Origin of the sequence: Acaryochloris thomasi RCC1774, from assembly GCF_003231495.1 — a bacterium.
Lineage (GTDB): Bacteria > Cyanobacteriota > Cyanobacteriia > Thermosynechococcales > Thermosynechococcaceae > RCC1774.
Window position 1 is genome coordinate 158,386 of record NZ_PQWO01000003.1, and the last position, 17,958, is coordinate 176,343.

General features: G+C 49.9%; 15 protein-coding genes. 7 read left to right on the plus strand and 8 right to left on the minus strand.

The annotated features are described in order from the left end of the window. Positions 1 to 3: 3 nt before the first annotated feature. On the minus strand, positions 4 to 1,134 hold the full coding sequence (locus tag C1752_RS06360) for a phosphotransferase enzyme family protein (protein WP_110985220.1): 1,131 nt from the start codon (positions 1,132 to 1,134) through the stop codon (positions 4 to 6). Between C1752_RS06360 and C1752_RS28015 the strand changes: the two genes are divergently transcribed. Continuing rightward, complete coding sequence (locus C1752_RS28015) at positions 1,128 to 1,310, plus strand: hypothetical protein (protein ID WP_146242283.1); 183 nt, start codon at positions 1,128 to 1,130, stop codon at positions 1,308 to 1,310. The genes C1752_RS06360 and C1752_RS28015 overlap by 7 nt on opposite strands. 134 nt (positions 1,311 to 1,444) lie before the next feature. Next, positions 1,445 to 2,092: a peroxiredoxin-like family protein gene (locus C1752_RS06365; protein WP_110985221.1), complete on the plus strand. Its 648-nt coding sequence runs from the start codon at positions 1,445 to 1,447 to the stop codon at positions 2,090 to 2,092. A gap of 225 nt (positions 2,093 to 2,317) precedes the next feature. On the opposite strand, the gene C1752_RS28340 is transcribed toward C1752_RS06365, so the two are convergent. From C1752_RS28340 to larB, 3 genes are all read right to left on the minus strand, one after another. Further along, positions 2,318 to 2,500, minus strand: coding sequence for a hypothetical protein (locus C1752_RS28340; RefSeq protein ID WP_158535027.1), 183 nt, complete (start codon positions 2,498 to 2,500; stop codon positions 2,318 to 2,320). A gap of 283 nt (positions 2,501 to 2,783) precedes the next feature. Then, complete coding sequence (locus tag C1752_RS06370; RefSeq protein ID WP_110985222.1) at positions 2,784 to 4,688, minus strand: FG-GAP-like repeat-containing protein; 1,905 nt, start codon at positions 4,686 to 4,688, stop codon at positions 2,784 to 2,786. A 469-nt stretch (positions 4,689 to 5,157) separates the two neighbouring features. Beyond that, positions 5,158 to 5,946 carry a nickel pincer cofactor biosynthesis protein LarB gene (gene larB / locus C1752_RS06375; protein WP_110985223.1) on the minus strand — a complete coding sequence of 263 codons (789 nt, stop codon included), beginning with the start codon at positions 5,944 to 5,946 and terminating at the stop codon, positions 5,158 to 5,160. Between the two features lie 167 nt (positions 5,947 to 6,113). Here larB and C1752_RS06380 point away from each other — a divergent pair, with 167 nt between their 5' ends. Together C1752_RS06380 and C1752_RS06385 are read left to right on the plus strand one after the other, a co-directional pair. After that, complete coding sequence (locus C1752_RS06380; protein WP_110985224.1) at positions 6,114 to 6,494, plus strand: hypothetical protein; 381 nt, start codon at positions 6,114 to 6,116, stop codon at positions 6,492 to 6,494. Between the two features lie 148 nt (positions 6,495 to 6,642). Beyond that, the gene (locus C1752_RS06385) at positions 6,643 to 7,920 is read left to right on the plus strand and encodes a D-alanyl-D-alanine carboxypeptidase (protein ID WP_110985225.1); all 1,278 of its coding nucleotides are present in this window, start codon (positions 6,643 to 6,645) and stop codon (positions 7,918 to 7,920) included. A gap of 410 nt (positions 7,921 to 8,330) precedes the next feature. Here the strand turns inward: C1752_RS06385 and C1752_RS06390 are convergent, their stop codons facing one another. Further along, positions 8,331 to 9,350: an acyltransferase family protein gene (locus C1752_RS06390; RefSeq protein ID WP_110985226.1), complete on the minus strand. Its 1,020-nt coding sequence runs from the start codon at positions 9,348 to 9,350 to the stop codon at positions 8,331 to 8,333. Between the two features lie 792 nt (positions 9,351 to 10,142). Between C1752_RS06390 and C1752_RS06395 the strand changes: the two genes are divergently transcribed. Next, a complete protein-coding gene (locus C1752_RS06395) occupies positions 10,143 to 10,910 on the plus strand; it encodes a WecB/TagA/CpsF family glycosyltransferase (protein ID WP_110985227.1) in 768 nt (255 codons plus the stop codon). 506 nt (positions 10,911 to 11,416) lie between these two features. Further along, positions 11,417 to 11,746 carry a hypothetical protein gene (locus C1752_RS06400; protein ID WP_110985228.1) on the plus strand — a complete coding sequence of 110 codons (330 nt, stop codon included), beginning with the start codon at positions 11,417 to 11,419 and terminating at the stop codon, positions 11,744 to 11,746. A 156-nt stretch (positions 11,747 to 11,902) separates the two neighbouring features. Here the strand turns inward: C1752_RS06400 and C1752_RS06405 are convergent, their stop codons facing one another. The 3 genes from C1752_RS06405 to miaB all read right to left on the minus strand — a co-directional run bounded on the left by C1752_RS06405 (position 11,903) and on the right by miaB (position 16,472). Continuing rightward, the gene (locus tag C1752_RS06405; protein ID WP_110985229.1) at positions 11,903 to 13,372 is read right to left on the minus strand and encodes a lipopolysaccharide biosynthesis protein; all 1,470 of its coding nucleotides are present in this window, start codon (positions 13,370 to 13,372) and stop codon (positions 11,903 to 11,905) included. Between the two features lie 50 nt (positions 13,373 to 13,422). Beyond that, positions 13,423 to 15,015 (minus strand): rhomboid family intramembrane serine protease, encoded by a 1,593-nt coding sequence (locus C1752_RS06410; RefSeq protein WP_110985230.1) that lies wholly within the window; start codon positions 15,013 to 15,015, stop codon positions 13,423 to 13,425. 101 nt (positions 15,016 to 15,116) lie between these two features. Continuing rightward, positions 15,117 to 16,472, minus strand: a complete 1,356-nt coding sequence (miaB, locus tag C1752_RS06415; protein WP_110985231.1) for a tRNA (N6-isopentenyl adenosine(37)-C2)-methylthiotransferase MiaB — start codon at positions 16,470 to 16,472, stop codon at positions 15,117 to 15,119. A gap of 333 nt (positions 16,473 to 16,805) precedes the next feature. Between miaB and C1752_RS06420 the strand changes: the two genes are divergently transcribed. Beyond that, positions 16,806 to 17,861, plus strand: a complete 1,056-nt coding sequence (locus tag C1752_RS06420) for a fatty acid desaturase (RefSeq protein WP_110985232.1) — start codon at positions 16,806 to 16,808, stop codon at positions 17,859 to 17,861. The last annotated feature ends 97 nt before the right edge of the window (positions 17,862 to 17,958 follow it).

The following is a 17,958-nucleotide window of genomic DNA, read 5'->3' on the forward strand; positions in this document are numbered from 1 at the left end:
CATTCAACGTCGCAAATCTTGAATAATGGCCTTGAGGGAACGCTCTTGGGCTTCGATGCTCTCAGTCAGCTTGAACTGAACCAGTGCCCGCGCCAGATTATGGTCTGGATATTGGGTCTTGAAGTAGCGATCGCCCATTAGATAGTCGGTAAAAAAGCGCAGCCCTAACTCAAAAGCAATCAGACGGATAGCATCAAACAGATAGTCGTAGTCTGTTGGCGTCAGAAAGCTGCGAGCCACGGACAGATAGCCCTGCAAAACGGCCTGACTCAGATCTAAATCAAAGCAAACACTTTCCCACTGATCAGTTTCTTCACCCAATGGGTTACAGCTCGATCTAAGACAGTCGCCAATGTCGTAATGGACTAAGCCGGGTTTCACGGTATCCAAATCAATCAGGCTAACGGCTTGGCCAGTCACTGCATCAATCATGATGTTATTGATCTTGGGATCACCATGCATCAAACGCAGCGGCAGCAGACCTTTTGCCTTCGCTGTCTCTAGAGTGTGGGCCAGGGAGGTGCGATCGCAAATAAACGCCCGACAATAGTTCACCTCCGGCGACGAACCCATCGAGTTCTGCTCTAGAACCGACTCATACTGCTGCAGATAGCGAGGCGTAATGTGGAATCCCTCCAGCGTATCCGCCAACTGTTCAGACGGCAGGTCGCTGATCAGATGATGAAACATCCCTAAGCCATAGCCAACCTCACGAGCATGATCCAAACTTTGGATCGTATCGAAAGACTGAGCCGCATCAATAAAGCTAATGGCCCGCCAAACCGTCCCGTCAGACTCTAGCCAATGATCCTGCTGGGACTGCGTCAACAGCACCTGAGGAACATCCCATCGCCGCTCGGCACAGAGCACATCAGTTCGCTGCCTCTGGCGCACATGCTCCGTAAACGTTCGCATATTCCGCATCACCAGCTCTGGCTGACGGAAAACATGCGTATTAATGCGCTGCAGAACAAAGGGGGCCTCACCAGAATCCAGCGTCACCAAATAGGTATCGTTAACGTTGCCTTGACCAAACTCTTGAGCGGTCGCCACTCGTCCCTTCTGTGCAAATTGAGCCGCGATGGTGAGAATGCGATCCACAGCTGCTCCCTCTGTCTCAGTCACTGATGTCATGGTGTGGCGTACGGAAAATCTTGGCCTTCGCCCAGTATGGCGCACATCTTAGCACCAACCTGCAGTCTTCTCGCCGTCTTAAGGTTCGCCTCATGTTTGACTGGTACAGTCAAACCGTTGTGGCAATGATTCTGACTCAGCGCAAGGCCGCTAGCTCCACCAAGCGAATCACATAAGCTGCGTTCAGAGCGTGGTAGACGTACACTTCACGATCCGCTCAGGATGCTTGATGACGAGCACCACCACTGAGCTACACGACTAGCTTTTTTATCCCTTCTTGGAATATTCACTCACAACAAAAGGAGACCCCATGAGTTTAACAACCGATCTTCAGACACAGAAAGAGCAATTCCTGGCCAACGTTCCTGATGAGACAGTTCAGGTAATGGGCAAAGCGACCCAGGCTCTAGCAGAGTCAGGCATCGTAGATCAAAGCCTGAAGGCAGGTCAGCAGGCTCCCCCTGTGCAGCTCCCTAACGCCACTGGAAACACCATCGATCTGCAGGAACTCTTAAAGTCTGGCCCAGTGGTACTCAGCTTCTATCGCGGTCAGTGGTGTCCTTACTGCAACTTAGAGTTACGCGCTCTGCAGCAGATCCTACCCGAGATTCAGACACTGGGCGCTAGCCTCGTCGCAGTTTCACCGCAAACACCGGATAGTTCACTCTCAACGGTCGAGAAGAATGAACTGACCTACGAAGTTCTGAGCGATGTCGGCAATCAGGTGGCTCGGGCCTATGGTCTGGTCTTTAAGCTACCCGAGCATCTGCGCCCAATTTATAACAGCTTCGGGATTGACGTCCCCGCCCACAATGGAGACTCATCTTTTGAACTCCCGATTGCCGCCACCTATGTGATCGCAACAGACGGCACAATTGCCCATGCCTTCATTGATGCCGACTACACACAGCGCTTAGATCCAGAGGCAATTTTGACAGCTCTCAAGACTCTTAGCTAACGGAGCTGCAAGGCTCAAGCTTCCGAAAATATTTTGAATGGAAGCAGCGATATTCGTCATTTGAGAAGTCCCCTCTAGTCTCCTTTGGGAGAGACGTGTTCTTGTCTCGTTTTCCAGAGAGATTGAGGGGGCTTTTGCAAGAAATCAGCATCAATTACAAAAAGAGGTGTTTCCTCTAGAGAAAAATACCGGTGAGCACAAAAAACGTCCGTCATTGATTCTGAGTTAGGTTTGCGCAGGCTTCTCCGTTGAAGGCAAGTGAGCAGCGTTAAAGAAACCAGAGTACTCACTAGAAGGGTCTACATCCAGGTATCCCGCATACTTCGTGCGGTCTAGGCGTTTGGGATTAGGCGTCGGGGCTTTCTTCTGTGGCTTAGAGCCTGGGCTTTCGTGAGTAATCTTGCGCATAGCTTAAAAACGTATTTATACTTAGCCTCCATCCTTGGCAATACAGCCTAAAAACGGTGTGATTTAGATCACTTGCTAAGTCAACGGCTAAAGTTCAGAAGCGCCAAGACACAAAAGAAGGTAGCTCGATAATTGGCAGAGAAGCTGAAGCCACAGAAGCAAAAGGGCTATCTTACAGTGCTGTGACATCCATGCTTCAACGTCAGATATAGCGTTTTCAAAAATCCTTGCAACAGAGTCCCATCTGCTCCCGGATGGCGCTTGCCACCCGGAGAGGCAGACATCAAAACACGAAGTTGTCGGCGCTGAGGTCATTAACATCAAACGAATCCAGCGTGATTGTTGTCCCAGCTAGATCATCAATCACCGCATTGCCGCCCACTGACGTAATGTGATTATTGAACAGGTCCGTGGCGTCAGAGATACCGCTGATTCCCGCGAGATCGATCACCTCGGCAGACGCGAAGTCAAGGATGATATTGGCTCCGTTGTTGTCCTCAAAGATGAATGTGTCGTTGCCGCCGCCACCCGTGAGTTCATCATCGCCAGCGCCGCCAACAAGGATGTCATTACCAGCGCTGCCAAAGAGTGCATCTCTGCCCACACCGCCGATGAGGGTGTCACGACCCGCGCCGCCGATCAGGGTATCATTACCATTCCCGCCATTGAGCAGGTCATTGCCACCTTGACCCAGTAGCTCATCACTGTTGTCCTGGCCATTGAGGATGTCACTCCCCGCACCACCGATGAGGGTGTCATTACCAACTCCACCATTGAGGAGGTCATTGCCACCTTGGCCGAGAATCTCATCGCTGTTGCCCTGGCCGTTAAGGGTGTCACTGCCCGTGCCGCCTATGAGAGTGTCATTACCCGTTCCACCATTAAGGAGGTCATTGCCACCTTGGCCGAAGAGTTCATCGCTGTTGCCTTGGCCATTGAGAGTGTCGTTACCATTCCCGCCCTCTAGGAGGTCATTGCCGTTGCCGCCCTCTAGGAGGTCATTGCCGCTTTGACCGAAGAGTTCATCGCTGTTGCCTTGGCCATTGAGGGTGTCATTGCCTGCGCCGCCTTCGAGAGTGTCATTGCCGTTCTCGCCTGAGAGTTCGTTGTTATCCCCGTTGCCCACCAGGAGGTCATTGCCCGCATCACCTCGGATGTTGAGATCGTTGAATAATATAGATACGTTGGCATCGTCTTCGTTAACAATGGCTAGGTCCAAGTCGCCATCGCTATCCAAGTCCTCTGCAACGACTGCAAATGGGTTATCTCCCACCGCAAAGGTGGATGGAGTTTCAAAACCTCCATTTCCATCGCCTAACAGCACTGATACGTTATCGTTGTTGCGGTTAGCAGTGGCTAAGTCCAGATTGCCATCTCCATTTAAGTCGCCGACTGTGACTGAGAATGGACTATTCTCCACTGCGAAGGTCGATTGGGGCGCAAACCCTCCATTTCCATCGCCCAACAACACTGAGACTGTGTCATCGTCCTCGTTCGCTGTCACCAGATCTGCATTACCATCCCCATTAAAGTCGCCGACGGCAACTGAGAATGGATTATCCCCCACTGCGAAGGTCGCTTGAGGTGCAAACCCTCCATTGCCATCGCCTAACAGCACTGAAACTGTGTCATCAAACTGGTTTGCCGTTACTAGATCTAAGTTTCCATCCCCATTAAAGTCCCTGATGGCGACGTCCTCTGGCTCATCTCCCACTGCGAAGGTCAATTGAGGTGCAAACCCACCATTTCCATCACCCAACAGCACTGAGACTGTGTCATCGTCCTCGTTCGCTGTTACGAGGTCAGCATTGCCGTCTCCATTAAAGTCCCCGATGGCAACTGAGTTTGCATTCAAACCTACTGCGAAGGTTGCTTGAGGCGCAAACCCACCATTCCCATCACCCAACAGCACCGATACATTACTGTCGTCACGGTTGACCGTCACCAGATCAGCGTTTCCATCCCCATTAAAGTCTCCAATGTCTAGGTCCTGTGGCTCATCTCCTACTGCGAAGGTCGATTGAGGTGCAAACCCACCATTCCCATCACCTAACAGCACTGAGACCGTGTCATCGTTCTCGTTCGCTGTTACGAGATCTACATTTCCATCCCCATCAAAGTCTTCGAAGGCAATTCCCTCTGGACTATTTCCCACATCGAAGTTAACTGCATCTTGAAATGTCGCCATGATTATTTCCCTCTCTAGAATCAATTTGTGAGTAATTCAAACCCCATCTGCATTGCTTTTGGGGGTTATAAGTGGCTGCTTGCATTGCCGCTCGGGTCGAAAACTTGACTCCGGATAAAAAATCCAGGTTCGTCAATTTCAACTGCCCTCGACTAATTTGATTAGACTCTGCAGATGGCTATCTTCAGGGCTGAGAAAGGCTAACTTATGGCTAACTTGTGGCTAAGTTAAAGATGCAATTGTGAACGAGGTTCAATCCTGGGTGATCAATCATGGACGATTTAGGAAAATATTCGCAGCCGAAATCGAACCCTCTGTATCAATGGTTTTGTTACAAGGAGTGGAGCTGGAGATATTTTTTTGAGAGCCTTGCCAGCTTTAGATTACAGTTATGTCTATGGATCGCCCCTTCAGATATCGCCAATATCCATAGCGCCGTTGCGCGAAAGACCTAATGCTCTAGCTGATATTAGTTAGGCTCTGAAAGTTGCAAGTCCTTTAATTTCTCACCAGTCCGCAATATCTGCCCAGCTAGCATCGCAGCCCCAAAGCCGTTATCAATATTGACAACCCCCATACCTGTCGCGCAGGAGTTAAGCATCGTCAGCAGCGGCGCAAGGCCGTTAAAACTAGCACCGTAGCCAACACTAGTGGGAACCGCGATCACAGGTACGTCGGCAAGACCCGTGACGACGCTGCCGAGTGCGCCCTCCATACCGGCCACCACAATTAAAACCTGAGATTGAGCAATGATGTCTCGATTGTTGAGTAGCCGATGGATTCCTGCCACCCCCACATCCCAAAGGCGCTGTACTTTGAAACCGCAGAGATTGGCCGTAACAGCCGCTTCTTCAGCAACGGGTAAGTCAGCGGTGCCCGCCGTGATAATACCAATCTGACCGGGATAGCGAGGCACAGAAGGCAGAGTCGTGGTCGCACAGATCTGGGCCTGTTCGTAATAGTGCAGCTCTAAGTGCTGCTGGAGCTGTGCATAGACCTCTGGAGCAATGCGGGTCGCCATCACGCAGGGATAGGCACTCATCGCCTGAAAGATCTTGATAATTTGCTCTGGGGTTTTGTCCAGCCCCCAGATCACCTCCGGGAAACCAGTGCGTAAGGCTCGATGGTGATCGACACGAGCAAAGTCTTCGACAGGCTCGTAGGCAAAATATTTAAGTTTTTCTAGGGCTGCATCGGGACTCAGGTCACCGGCTGCAACATTACGCAGCATCTGGCGGAGGGCATCAGGATTTGTCACAGGAAGAGATTAAATCTACGTCTTAATTCTAGAAGCTGCGTGGGGACTCGGCAGATCATTCTCCCTAGCTAGAATCAGCCGTGATCGGATGGGCATTGTCAGGGTTCAACAAAGTTGATTACTCTAAAGGTGGTGAGGACGTTTTGTTCACAGGAAAGGAAACCAGCATGGACGAGAATAACGTAACGGATGTCTTGAAGAAAGGCTTTCAGGTGACGCTGGGAGCAGCAACGTCATTGGCCGAGTCACTTCAGGATGAACGGAAGCGAGAGGAGAATCTCTCTCAGCTCAATCTTGGTTTTGACAAAGTAACTGAGATTTGGGCTGAGAAGGGGGCCGTCACCGAAGTTGAAGGCCGAAAGATGATTGACACAATGGTGGAGCAGTACGGCCCCAACGCCAACAGTTACTCAACGCCAGGGACAACGCCAACCTCGACGTCACCGGGTGTCGATCCAGGGCTGCATCAAGAGCTGCGCGACTTGACAACGCAGCTAGCTGCGATCAGAACAGAGCTGACGCAAACCAGCCCAGATAAAGATTCTTAAAAACTTTGGCGTCTCAGTTTACCTAAGGTAAACGTCTGATGAGCAACGCTTAAAAGTCCCGATCATAAAATAGTGATCGGGACTTTTTTCGTGCCAAAGATCGTAGAACGATAAAATACTGACACTTCGGCAAATGAGCGCAGGGTAGATGTTTGCAACTCGATCTGTAACCCTTCCATTACTCTGTCTGGGGCTGTACGGCTTGGGCTGCAGCAAAACAGCTCCCATACCTGAGCCTGATCCAAAAGAGGTTTCCAGTCCGACGGTACAGAACGCTCAGCCGTTAAATCTGACTTTGCAGCAACCCAAATCTGTTGAAAATTCTACAATTGACCAATATCTTGGTCAGCTTGCAGCGCCCAGGGCAGCCCAAGGGGTCTGGATTCAATCATCAACGCAACTACTGGCAAATCATCAAGGTACTGTACCTTTGCCTGCGGCTTCGATTACGAAGGTAGCCACGTCGTTGGCCGCTCTAAAAAAGCTGGGGCCTCGTCATCGCTTCAACACTGTGATTGGGACAACGGGACCAATTAAGGATGGGGTGCTACAGGGCGATTTGGTCATTCAGGGCGGGGCAGATCCCCTCTTTGTTTGGGAAGATGCGATCGCAACGGCCAATCTCCTCTCTCAAAAAGGAATCCAGCGAGTGTCCGGCAACCTGATCATCCAGGGGCCATTCTACATGAACTTCAAAACCGACCCTCAGCAAACAGGAGAATTACTGAAGCAGAGCTTCAACGCCCAACAATGGCCACCAGAAGCCGCGACGCAGTACCAGACGCTGAAAGACATCCCGAAACCACAGCTAGAAATTCAGGGCAATGTACAGGTCGCCGAAGCAGTCACCCCACCCACGATCATTCATGAGCATCCATCGTTGCCGCTGGCTGAACTCCTGAAGCGCATGAACCGCTACAGCAATAATGCAATGGCAGAGATGCTAGCACAGGAAGTCGGAGGGGCTCAGGTTGTGGCTCAAACAGCAGCACAAGCAGCTGGGGTTCCTCAGAGCGAAATTCAACTGATTAACGGATCTGGGTTAGGGGTTGAGAACAGGATGTCTCCTCGGGCGGCCTGTGGGGTTATGTTTGCGATCGCAAATCTTCTCCACCCCCAACAAATGAACCCTGCCGACATCTTAGCCATCCCCGGCAAAGACATCGGCATCCTGGACAGTCGCCCACTACCTCAACAGGCGATCCTTAAATCAGGCACACTTAACAGAGTGAGCGCCTTAGCCGGAGCTATTCCAACCCAAAAACAGGACGCTGTCTGGTTCGTACTCCTGAACGGAGAGGGAAATATTGCGCTCTTCCGCTCACAACAAGAGGCCCTATTACAAACCCTAATAGCTGAGTGGGAAGCCGCAGCAGAGATCCCTCCCAGCCTAAAACCCACCCCCCTATCACACCAGGGAAGATAGCATGTACAGAATAGCTAGAGCCATACAGCAACTGAAGTCTACGCCCGAGAAAGCGATCCTAACTCAGCCGGGCCCTTCGATGAATCGGGAGGTTATTCAAGGGCAGTAAGAGAACGCAGATCAACTTCCACAAAACAGACAGACAAGCCTCTAGTGGCCATCTCATGCGCTAATAATGCCCGTCCAATCACAACTATATTTTCCAAATTCACAGGTCGAGAACAAGCAAACAACTATTATTTTGAGTCTAGATCTTTACCCAGAATTGCAATATTTGGCCTACAGGCAAACCATGCCCTGAAACTGGCATTGACGAGAACCAATACGAATGGTTAATTTCAGCAATCAACCTATTCCCAACAAGACAACTTAATGGCTATCAGCGAACGAGCTGAAACCGCTAGCAAGCTCTAGGCTCCCACTTTTTTTAACTTGCGAGCGACATCATTACCGAAGCGCTCTAACCCCAGGCACAGGAGAACAAAAGCAGGTGAGACAATAATCACTGCAACAACACTCCAGAGAAGGTCAATTTTTAGAACGCCAATTTTCGCTAAAAGGAAATAGTACGTCATATGAAACAAGTACACTGAGAATGAAATCCTTCCCAGAAAAGCGAAAAATTTAATTTCAATCCCATTCCTAAGTGCATAGATAGTCCATGCAATAACGAGTATTAGAGTACCAAAGACTGGGAAGGAATAGACCTTATCCAGCAGAACAGAGAAGCAAATTAAAATAAAAATCAACAAGAATATTGTGCAATGCACAGACTTAGGGATCTTGCTCTCCCATTGCGTTCGATTCTTAATTAATTCCAACTTCTGCAGAGACATCCCCAGAAAGAAAAGATATGTATGCAAAAAATATATATCTAAATAGGGAGACTCCACGAAATGCAGCCAGCCGAGAGTATTCGCAAGAAAGGGATAGTGAGAAGGGAGAAAGTAAACACCGATAAAAACAAGCGTGGTTCCGAAGAGAGTCAGATACTTTTTCCGATCTAAAGCATAGGCAAGAAAAGGGCTCAGCAAATAACACTGAAGGATGGCAGAGATAAACCAGTAGTGACCCTCCGCTCCTATCCCCAGAAAATCAGACACCTGGTAGGGTTCATGATTGACGAGCATCTGCGCAGCAAGAGCAATCCAATACAGAGGGAACAGGCGCACTAGACGATCTCGAAAGAAAAGCACCAAACTGATAATGGAGAAATCCTTGATAACTTTTTTGCGTACAGAGGCAAAAATCCCATAACCGCTGAGCAAGAAAAAGACCGACACAATCACATTTGCAAACCCACCAACATTCATTGTTGAGTAATCATTTATGTAGTGATTCACCAAGACAGCTAATATTGCAAGCCCTCTAAGTGACTCACTAGAAGATCTAGTATCAGCGGTGCCAGCATGTTGAGTCAAAGCAGTCAAAACAGGCGTTCTCTATATCTATACAATAGGAATACAGGCATCACAGAACAGAGACAACCTTGCTCTTGAAGATCTCGAAGATATTGTTATTCTAATTCAGAACAAAAATTTTTCTTACCACTCTTACCACTCATTCAAATATCAAATTATTTATCCATTATATTTTCAAGCCATTGTTTCAATAATAGCCAGCAGCAACCAAGTGCCTCAACGTCACTGCTGAAAATCTCAACAACAGAGGAAAGCAGCACAAGCCTTAGGGAACCATCCGGAACTCGCAGAAAAGGGTCATGCGCTCCGAGAACCTTGAGCAGAGTAGGTTACATAAGTCTAGATTTTATCGATCGAGAGAATATAAACGGGTGACGAGAAGAATACGCCCCCTATCCCCCCCTTGCTCAGGTTAACACCACATATTGAGATATTTATCTCAATATTCAAGATTAAATAATTGGGCAGAAAATAATCCAACTCGCAGTTCACCTGAAGACTCATGCATATTCAATAGTTTTATTAGCGCCAAACTCCAACATCTTCAATACTAGTCGGCTAGTTGAGAACACCAGGAATGCATTATCTGAAGAAATGACAGGAGTCAACCCACAACTTATTGAAATGAGAGAGTAGCTTCGAGCACAAAATTCATTGCACAAAGAGATAAAAAATGTCTTACTTATAATAGAAGGCAAACAGGCTTAGATAGGGGGATTATCGGCCTGAAAGCTTTACCTGCAGGACATGAAACATCTGCAGCACTTTTAAGTATTTTAAATAAATAAGCCTTTAGAAGCGATGAACCAGGCAGAGCCCCCTCGCAGACAAGTTATTGGCATTTCTATCAATCCCCTGTCTCTGAGCCAGCACGTCAACCTGATTCTAGGTTGGGCCACGCAGAACGAGAGCCGAGCCGTCTACGTGGCGAATGTTCATATGTTGATGGAAGCTCGCTGGAATCCGGACTTTAGACAGGTCTTGCATGCAGCAGACCTAGTGACGCCTGATGGCATGCCGCTTGTGTGGATGTTGCGTCTACTAGGAATTTACGATCAAGAACGGGTCGCTGGCATGGATCTGCTGAGAGAATTGTGTGTAGGGTCACAAAGCCGCAGTATAGGCGTCCTATTTTTAGGATCTAGCGCTCAGATTTTGGCCAAGATGCGACAACGTTTAGACATTGAATATCCTAGTCTTAATATTGTAGGCATGGATCCCTTACCTTTTCGCCCTCTAACGCCCAGTGAGGACCGAGATCTCATCAACAAAATTAATCAGAGTAAGGCTGGACTACTGCTCCTATCTTTAGGTTGCCCCAAGCAAGAAAAATGGATCGCAGCTCATCGCGGCCGGGTCAACGCAACCATGATTGGCCTAGGAGGGGTTTTCCCAGTTTACGCAGGCCTCCAAGCATACGCACCGCAATGGGCCAGAGACTCTGGGCTTGAGTGGGCCTATCGTCTATGCCAGGAACCCGGAAGACTTTGGCGGCGCTATGCAACCACCATTCCTCCATTTCTTTGGCTAGCAGCTCAGCAGCTCGCAAATCGATCTAGTAAGCACTAAGGCGTCCTATCGGGCGATCCAAGCTCATTCAAAACGTAAAATTGGCTTTTCAAGCCAATCGCAGCGATATATTCTATTGGATCTTTTGAGAGCGGCATTTCATTCCGGTTACTACCTCACGGATCTGCAAGAAGACAGTCCCTCACTTCATTAACATTTGTAAGACAATCAATAGAAAGCTGAACTTAGGTTAACTAGTGACGAAGAGTCGCAATCATCTCAGGTGATCGTGGTTTACTTTTAGATATTGCATCTAGACGACGGGTCGTTAAGATAACGGCTAGTGACTGAACGCTGAAATTGTTATGGAGTCAGTGTTTAAGCACTATTGAAAGGGGGCTGAGTTTCATCTGACTACAGTGGGGTTTCAGAAGCTTGTTGCATCTTCCCTAGTTCTTCCCGGAACTTAAGCTTTTGTGTGGTCGCCATGTTTTCGGAGCAGCAGTCATAGGATGTATTTATATTTCATTCGAGAAAGTAAATTCTCGTGTTCGGAGATATTGCAAGTGAACACATCCGTAGAGTTCAACCCATCGACGCATTCACCGGGTCAAAAAACAGAAGGTCACAAAGTTCGCTCATTGCTGCAAGGCTGGCGACAGAAGCTCAAGACGCACAGCTACCAAGCCTCTGGTGCAGGGGTTGATTTTGTGCTGGAAGCGAGTTCTGAAAGTCCAAAAGAGTTTTACATGACAGCGCACAAATCGGGCGTCAAAAAAAGTGACTCGATCAAAATCAATGATTCATCTCGTTCTCAGACGTATGAAGTTTTAGAAGTCGACTATTACTCGGATCCCTCAGATATGTGGATGGCCCGTTTGGTCTTAGTGGGCTAGGCAAGATGGCTAACGGTCTAACCGAGAGAGTGAAGCCGTTGGCATCATTTGACTAAAGAACAGACTGGCTCAAAGGACTGGCTTTCAGAAAATACCGAAAGCACTTCTGTAGGGATTAACGTCAAAGACTCCATCTCTGAGGGGATATTTCGTCAATTATGGCTGGGGTCTGGGGCTTTTGCCGAGCGGAAGCAAAGACTTGATGATTGTTAGGTCTTGCTTCCTGAACTCGCCCAATAGCAGAAATCCAATGAGGATACCCACGGTGACGACTGCAAGCTTCAGAAAGACACCCCATGCTGAAACAGGCCAAAGCTTCGTCACAGCAGCGCTAGCGCCCGAGAGTAAGACACTCCGCCAGAATGTTCCCAAGGGAAGCTGAAGGGTCCAGGTAGACTGAACCACCAGCGCACCGGCGAAGCCACCGAGCAGAGCAACGACGGTGGTGACCTGGGCTGCCCCTAACGCTCCTGAGCGGGGAATGAGCCAAAAATAGCCACAAAGAGCAACCGGAGAGAGCGGTGCGACAAGCCAAATACTGGCTCGGGGGCGGCCAAGACCGGTCAAAATAGCTGAAGTGATTTGGAGCAGATCGAGGCCCACAGCACTGAAGATCAGCCAGGCAAAGAAGGAAGCAGCTGGTCTGTATTGTTCACCAAATCCAAGGACAATCCATTCAGGAGCTGAGGCCGCCAACATCGCCAACAGAGGTAGCTGGAGCAAGAGAATCCGTAGGGCAGTTTGGGCTATTTGCTTTGCCTGGGGCTGCTCCTTTGCCTTCAAAAGCCGACTGAGAGTGGACAGCAGTAGAGGATTTAAGGCTGCGGCAAAGACCCGCGCAATAATAATCAGCTGGAGCGCCAAGGCATAAATCCCGGCTTGAGCGACGGTACCACCGAGGGCTTTATAGGCAAGCAAGTCTAATTTATCGTAGATTTGCAGCCCCATACTGGAGATAAAGAGAGGCCCAGCATAGACCCAAAGAGGGTCTCGGGAAAATTCGCTGCGTTGAAAAAGAGCGGGACGAATAAAGTATCGTCCAATCAGCAACGAGGCAACAGAGCCAGCCATGCAGCCTAGCAGTGCACCCAAAACGGACCAGCCAAGGAAGACAAAGCCAACAATCAGCAGAACTCGGGTGAGCCAGTAAGCCCCCAAACTCAGCGCTCGCTGGCGAAATTGACCGGTCCCAATCAGTAGACTGTTGTGGATGCGCGCCAGACAGAAAAGGGGTATGTCAAGGCTCAGTAGCCTCAAGTAACCAGAGAGAGCAGGGTCTTGAAGAAGAGTTGCGATCGCATCTGCTAAAACCCACAGTAGCAGTACCGCTCCCAGGCTCAGTAGGCCCGTTATTTGACTGACTTTTGCCCCAATGGGTCGCCAATCATCGGCTTCACTCACGAGCTTCACCGTAGCCTGCTCAAACAGCAGCGTGATCGAGAACTTGAGCCACAACACCACCGTCGTCGTCAGCGTAAAGCGACCAAAATCCTCCGGTCCTAGCACAGACGTAAGGACGACCACCGTAATAAATCCCACCGGCAGACGAATGCCAACGGCCAACATATTCCAGATCGTGCCGCTCAGAATTGAATGGCCTGAGGAGAGCTGCGTCTTTTCAGCCATCAGGATTATCTGTAGACAAAAGTTTAAAGCCCAATAGCCGGACGATATCGTTAAGTCCCACGGCGAATTTGAAGGATCAAACCGGCAACAAATCCCAAAACCAAGCCTGAAATATGACCAATGAAACTAACCTCAGGGGTGATTAAATCAAAAACGGTCTGTGACGCAACCACAATCCCAATTAGACGGAGTCGCCGTTGCGCAAATCGAGAGGGTTTACGTCGCCATTGCAGCAACAAAATCACGGCTTCTGCCCCCAGCACGCCCATGACGGCTCCAGACGCTCCCAAGGCCAGCCCCCTCGGGTCAAGCCCCTGCAACACCAATAACATTGAACCCACCCCTGCCACAAAATACATCAGGCTAAATCGCAGACGTCCCAACTGCTTCTCGACAAAGGGACCCAAGATAGCTAAACCCAACATATTGAACAGTAAGTGGCTAATGTCATAGTGCAAAAAGGTAGCCGTCAAAACCCGCGACCACTCCCCATTGATCACCGTTTCATACTTCACCAGAGCCCCAAGCTGAATCAGCATTTCTTGATGAGCTAGAAGCATCTGATCCGGCGTACTTATGCCTCGCAGGCTATTGAGCATGAAAAGAATATCAAGGCTCCCGCCCTGAATTTCGCGCAGGAAAAAGAGGAGGTTTATACCAATTAACACCAGCGTAACGGGAGATGTCTTTAGGGACGCAGAGGTTGTCACCGATGGAAAGGCTCTATCCACATCCGGTCGCCACTGCCGTAGCAAAGCATGAGAGCGATCGCTGAGATCTGATTTAGAGCGCGACCATTGCGTCCGGGCTTGAAGCGTTTGGTAATAGAGCAAATCACCACTGTCTAAAATCTCATCAATATCGGCTTGAGCCACCTCCGGCTTCCCAGCGGCCATGCAGGCAGTCGCGAGCCAAAACCGGCGGTCGCGAGGGGTTCTCGTGCCCTGCAGTAGGTGAGACACCACTGCAGGCTGTCCACAGTAGGTAAACACAATCAAACGACCCAGATTCCAGTCGATTTGTCCCATCTTTTGCAGTAGGGACTGGAAACGGTCCATTGTCTCAACCATGGCATTGAGAGCATTCGTTTCACCCAGAGCCTGCAGGTAAAAAGAAATAAGGCGGGGATAGCGGCTGAGATTCTCCAGCGTAATGTCTTGCTCAACCCAGCGTCGCAGTCCCTCCCAGTCTCCCTTGACTCGAAATAGATTACAGTAGGCAGCCTGTCCTAAACCTGAAGTCGTATTTTTGAGGCGTTCAAAGTGACCGATCGCCTCTGGGCGACCAAACTGCGCCAGCGCCAGCGCTCTCAGATAACCGGGATAGATCCACCAGCCATCGAACGGATGGAAAAGACGTCCGAAGTACGCACAGCGCGCTGCAGCCTGAAACCGGTACTGAGCAGCAAGCACCTGGGTCCGGCGAAAGCTAATCAGGGGTAGAACGACGAAAATGACCCACACGGCACCGCCCAGAAGACCAGCGGTTTGCGGTTGATGCAACCACAGCACCCACATCAATCCCAAAATCAGGCCGGACACAGCCACCCACCCACCTGCAGTTCGATAATGCTGCAGTCCGCGAATGAGATTGGCCGTGCAAGAAATGCAGACCAACCAAATTAAAAGGCGATTGAGATCCATATAAAAATTGCGGCGACGAGCCTCAAGGCTCCTGCGAAAGGGTCCACCCCAAAGATAACGATTCTATCTTGGCAATATTAAGACGGCTAAGGTCGCCGCCCTCAAACCACAGCCTCTGCTGGCAGCCGCTCGCCCGTAATGCTGAAAGACCGAACCTCTGTAATCTTAACCGGCACCAGTTGCCCCTGCAGCTCAGCAATGTTCCCTGGGAAAAAGGTTAGGCGGTTCCCTCGAGTGCGCCCCATCACCTGCGCTGGATCTTTGGGATTTTGATCCTCCACCAAAATCTCTTCAACTCGACCAGCATAGCGATGGGAGCGCTCCGTCGCCATTTGGCTCATGAGATGGTTCAGCCGCTGGAGACGATCGCTTTTGACCTCTTCTTCAAGCTGATTCTCCCAAACAGCGGCAGGGGTTCCAGGCCGAGGGGAGTAGGCCGCAGTATTAACCAAATCGAACTCTAGGTGTTCAACCAATCGCAGCGTATTTTCAAACTGCGCCTCTGTTTCACCCGGGAAACCCACAATCGCATCGGCACTGATGGCCGCATCCGGCATTAACGCTCGAATCTTATGAATAATCCTGCGGTATTTTTCATGGGTATAGCCCCGCGCCATCGCTTTCAGAACATCATTATCACCTGACTGAAACGGGATATGAAAATGCTCACACACCTTAGGCAGCTCGTGACAGGCCCGAATCAGCCGCTCCGTGAAATAGCGGGGATGGCTAGTGGCGAACCGAATCCGCTCAATCCCAGGCACATCATGAACGAAGTAGAGTAAGTCCGTCAGCGTGTTCTGCCGCCGTCCTTCGGGGGTGATGCCAGGTAAGTCTCGACCATAGGCGTCAATATTTTGGCCCAGCAGCGTCACTTCCTTATAGCCCTGCTGACCCAACAGCACCATATCCTGCCGAATCGCTTCAGGGGTGCGGGACTGCTCAACGCCGCGAACGCCCGGAACCACACAGTAGGTACAGCGCTCATTACAGCCGTAGATAACGTTAACCCAGGCGGTTACAGAACTATCCCGACGGGGCTTGGTGATGTCTTCAACAATATGGATGGGTTCGGTGGCGACCACTTGATTGCCGTCAAACACCTGCTCCAATAAATCCTGGAGGCGGTTAGCGTGCTGCGGCCCCATGATCAGATCCACTTCGGGGACGCGGCGCAGGAGGGCTTCGCCTTCTTGCTGAGCCACGCATCCAGCGACAATTAACGTTAGCTTTGGATCGTGATGCTTGCGCTTGGCCTGCCGCCCCAAATAGGAATAGACCTTTTGTTCAGCATTGTCTCGAATGGAACAGGTGTTGTAGAGAATCACATCCGCCTGCTCTGGCGTATCAGACCACTGCAGTCCCATATTTTCTAGGACCCCCGCCATCCGTTCGGAATCGGCTTTATTCATTTGGCAGCCGAAGGTGGTGATGTGATAGCGAGACCGAGCAGTCATGAACGTTAATCCGAAAAACAATCTTTTCTATGGTAGTTGACGCTGAGGAAAGTCTTCTAGGCCAGGAGCCTTCTGACAGTGCATAAGGTAGCGAACTCGGATACAGTAGGTAAAGTTACTTAACTTCTATTCATATTAGAAACCCCAAGAATTTTGGGATAAGGTCTTGAGTTCTCTGCATTAGTCTCCGAAAGCCCCCGCTCTAGGGGGCGTTGGGTGTCAGGCCCAAAATTCTGACAGGGCGCCGCGAATGCAGACGTCAGCTACAACGGCTGGCCGTAGAAAGTTAAGGAATATGGCTATCACTGAATACCAGGAGAAATAACCTCAGTTATGACTGCCTCTTTAATTAAGCCTGAATCGAAGCTTCGGAGTCTGGACAATCCCGAAGTGACCATGCAAAAGATTATCCAGTCCCTTCCCAAGGCTTGCTTTGAGAAAAATGCTCGCAAGGCATGGACAGAGGTCGTCGTGACCGTTCTAGGTGTGGCGCTGGGCTATGCAGCCATTGTGTTCTCTCCTTGGTATCTCTTACCCTTCGCCTGGTTTTTCACGGGTACGGCCCTGACGGGATTTTTCGTCATTGGTCATGACTGTGCCCATCGTTCCTTTGCCAAAAAGCGCTGGGTTAACGATGTTGTCGGTCATATTTGCATGATGCCGCTGATCTATCCGTTCCACGGCTGGCGGATTATGCACAATTTTCATCATGTGCATACCAATGAGCTAGACGTTGATAATGCATGGCGGCCCTTTAGCACTGAAGAGTATGACGGGTGTGGTCCCGTTGTGGCTGGCGCTTACAAGGTCATTCGCGGTCGGCTCTGGTGGATCGGTTCGATCATTCACTGGTTCAATTTGCATTTCGACTGGCGACAGTATGACGAGAAGGACCAGGCTGATATCAAGCTGTCGGTGGCTGTTGTAGTTTTGTTTGGTGCGATCGCATTTCCGACTCTGATCCTGACCACTGGCGTCTGGGGCTTTATTAAGTTCTGGCTTCTACCTTGGATGGGCTACCACTTCTGGATGAGCACTTTTACGCTGGTGCACCATACCGCACCTGACGTTGCGTTTAAGCCGACTGACGAATGGAATCCTGCAGAAGCGCAGCTTGTGGGTTCCATTCACTGCGATTATCCCTGGTGGATTACGTTTCTCTGCCACGACATCAACGTCCATATCCCCCACCATGTTTCCACAGCGATTCCGTCCTATAACCTACGCATGGCCCATGAAAGCCTGAAGGAAAACTGGGGTGAGTACGTCTGTGAGACAAAGTTCGATTTGGAACTGATCAAAACCATTACAGATGACTGTCATCTCTATGAGCCGGAGAAGGCCTACCAGTCTTTCAAAGAGCATCAAGCAAAAGCGGCTCGTTCTTAAGGTCCGCTGAATTCACAAAAAATTGATCACAGGATCCCTTCAGTTTTGGAGGGGTCTTTTTATTATCTTTTGCTTCCGAACAAAGGCAGGAATGGTA

Excerpts from the sequence above, each read along its gene's own strand:
- C1752_RS28015 (WP_146242283.1), top strand. The coding sequence starts at position 1,128 with ATGTCATGGTGTGGCGTACGGAAAATCTTGGCCTTCGCCCAGTATGGC.
- C1752_RS06360 (WP_110985220.1), bottom strand. The coding sequence starts at position 1,134 with ATGACATCAGTGACTGAGACAGAGGGAGCAGCTGTGGATCGCATTCTC.
- C1752_RS06365 (WP_110985221.1), top strand. The coding sequence starts at position 1,445 with ATGAGTTTAACAACCGATCTTCAGACACAGAAAGAGCAATTCCTGGCC.
- C1752_RS28340 (WP_158535027.1), bottom strand. The coding sequence starts at position 2,500 with ATGCGCAAGATTACTCACGAAAGCCCAGGCTCTAAGCCACAGAAGAAA.
- C1752_RS06370 (WP_110985222.1), bottom strand. The coding sequence starts at position 4,688 with ATGGCGACATTTCAAGATGCAGTTAACTTCGATGTGGGAAATAGTCCA.
- C1752_RS06380 (WP_110985224.1), top strand. The coding sequence starts at position 6,114 with ATGGACGAGAATAACGTAACGGATGTCTTGAAGAAAGGCTTTCAGGTG.
- C1752_RS06385 (WP_110985225.1), top strand. The coding sequence starts at position 6,643 with ATGTTTGCAACTCGATCTGTAACCCTTCCATTACTCTGTCTGGGGCTG.
- C1752_RS06395 (WP_110985227.1), top strand. The coding sequence starts at position 10,143 with ATGAACCAGGCAGAGCCCCCTCGCAGACAAGTTATTGGCATTTCTATC.
- C1752_RS06405 (WP_110985229.1), bottom strand. The coding sequence starts at position 13,372 with ATGGCTGAAAAGACGCAGCTCTCCTCAGGCCATTCAATTCTGAGCGGC.
- C1752_RS06410 (WP_110985230.1), bottom strand. The coding sequence starts at position 15,015 with ATGGATCTCAATCGCCTTTTAATTTGGTTGGTCTGCATTTCTTGCACG.
- miaB (WP_110985231.1), bottom strand. The coding sequence starts at position 16,472 with ATGACTGCTCGGTCTCGCTATCACATCACCACCTTCGGCTGCCAAATG.
- C1752_RS06420 (WP_110985232.1), top strand. The coding sequence starts at position 16,806 with ATGACTGCCTCTTTAATTAAGCCTGAATCGAAGCTTCGGAGTCTGGAC.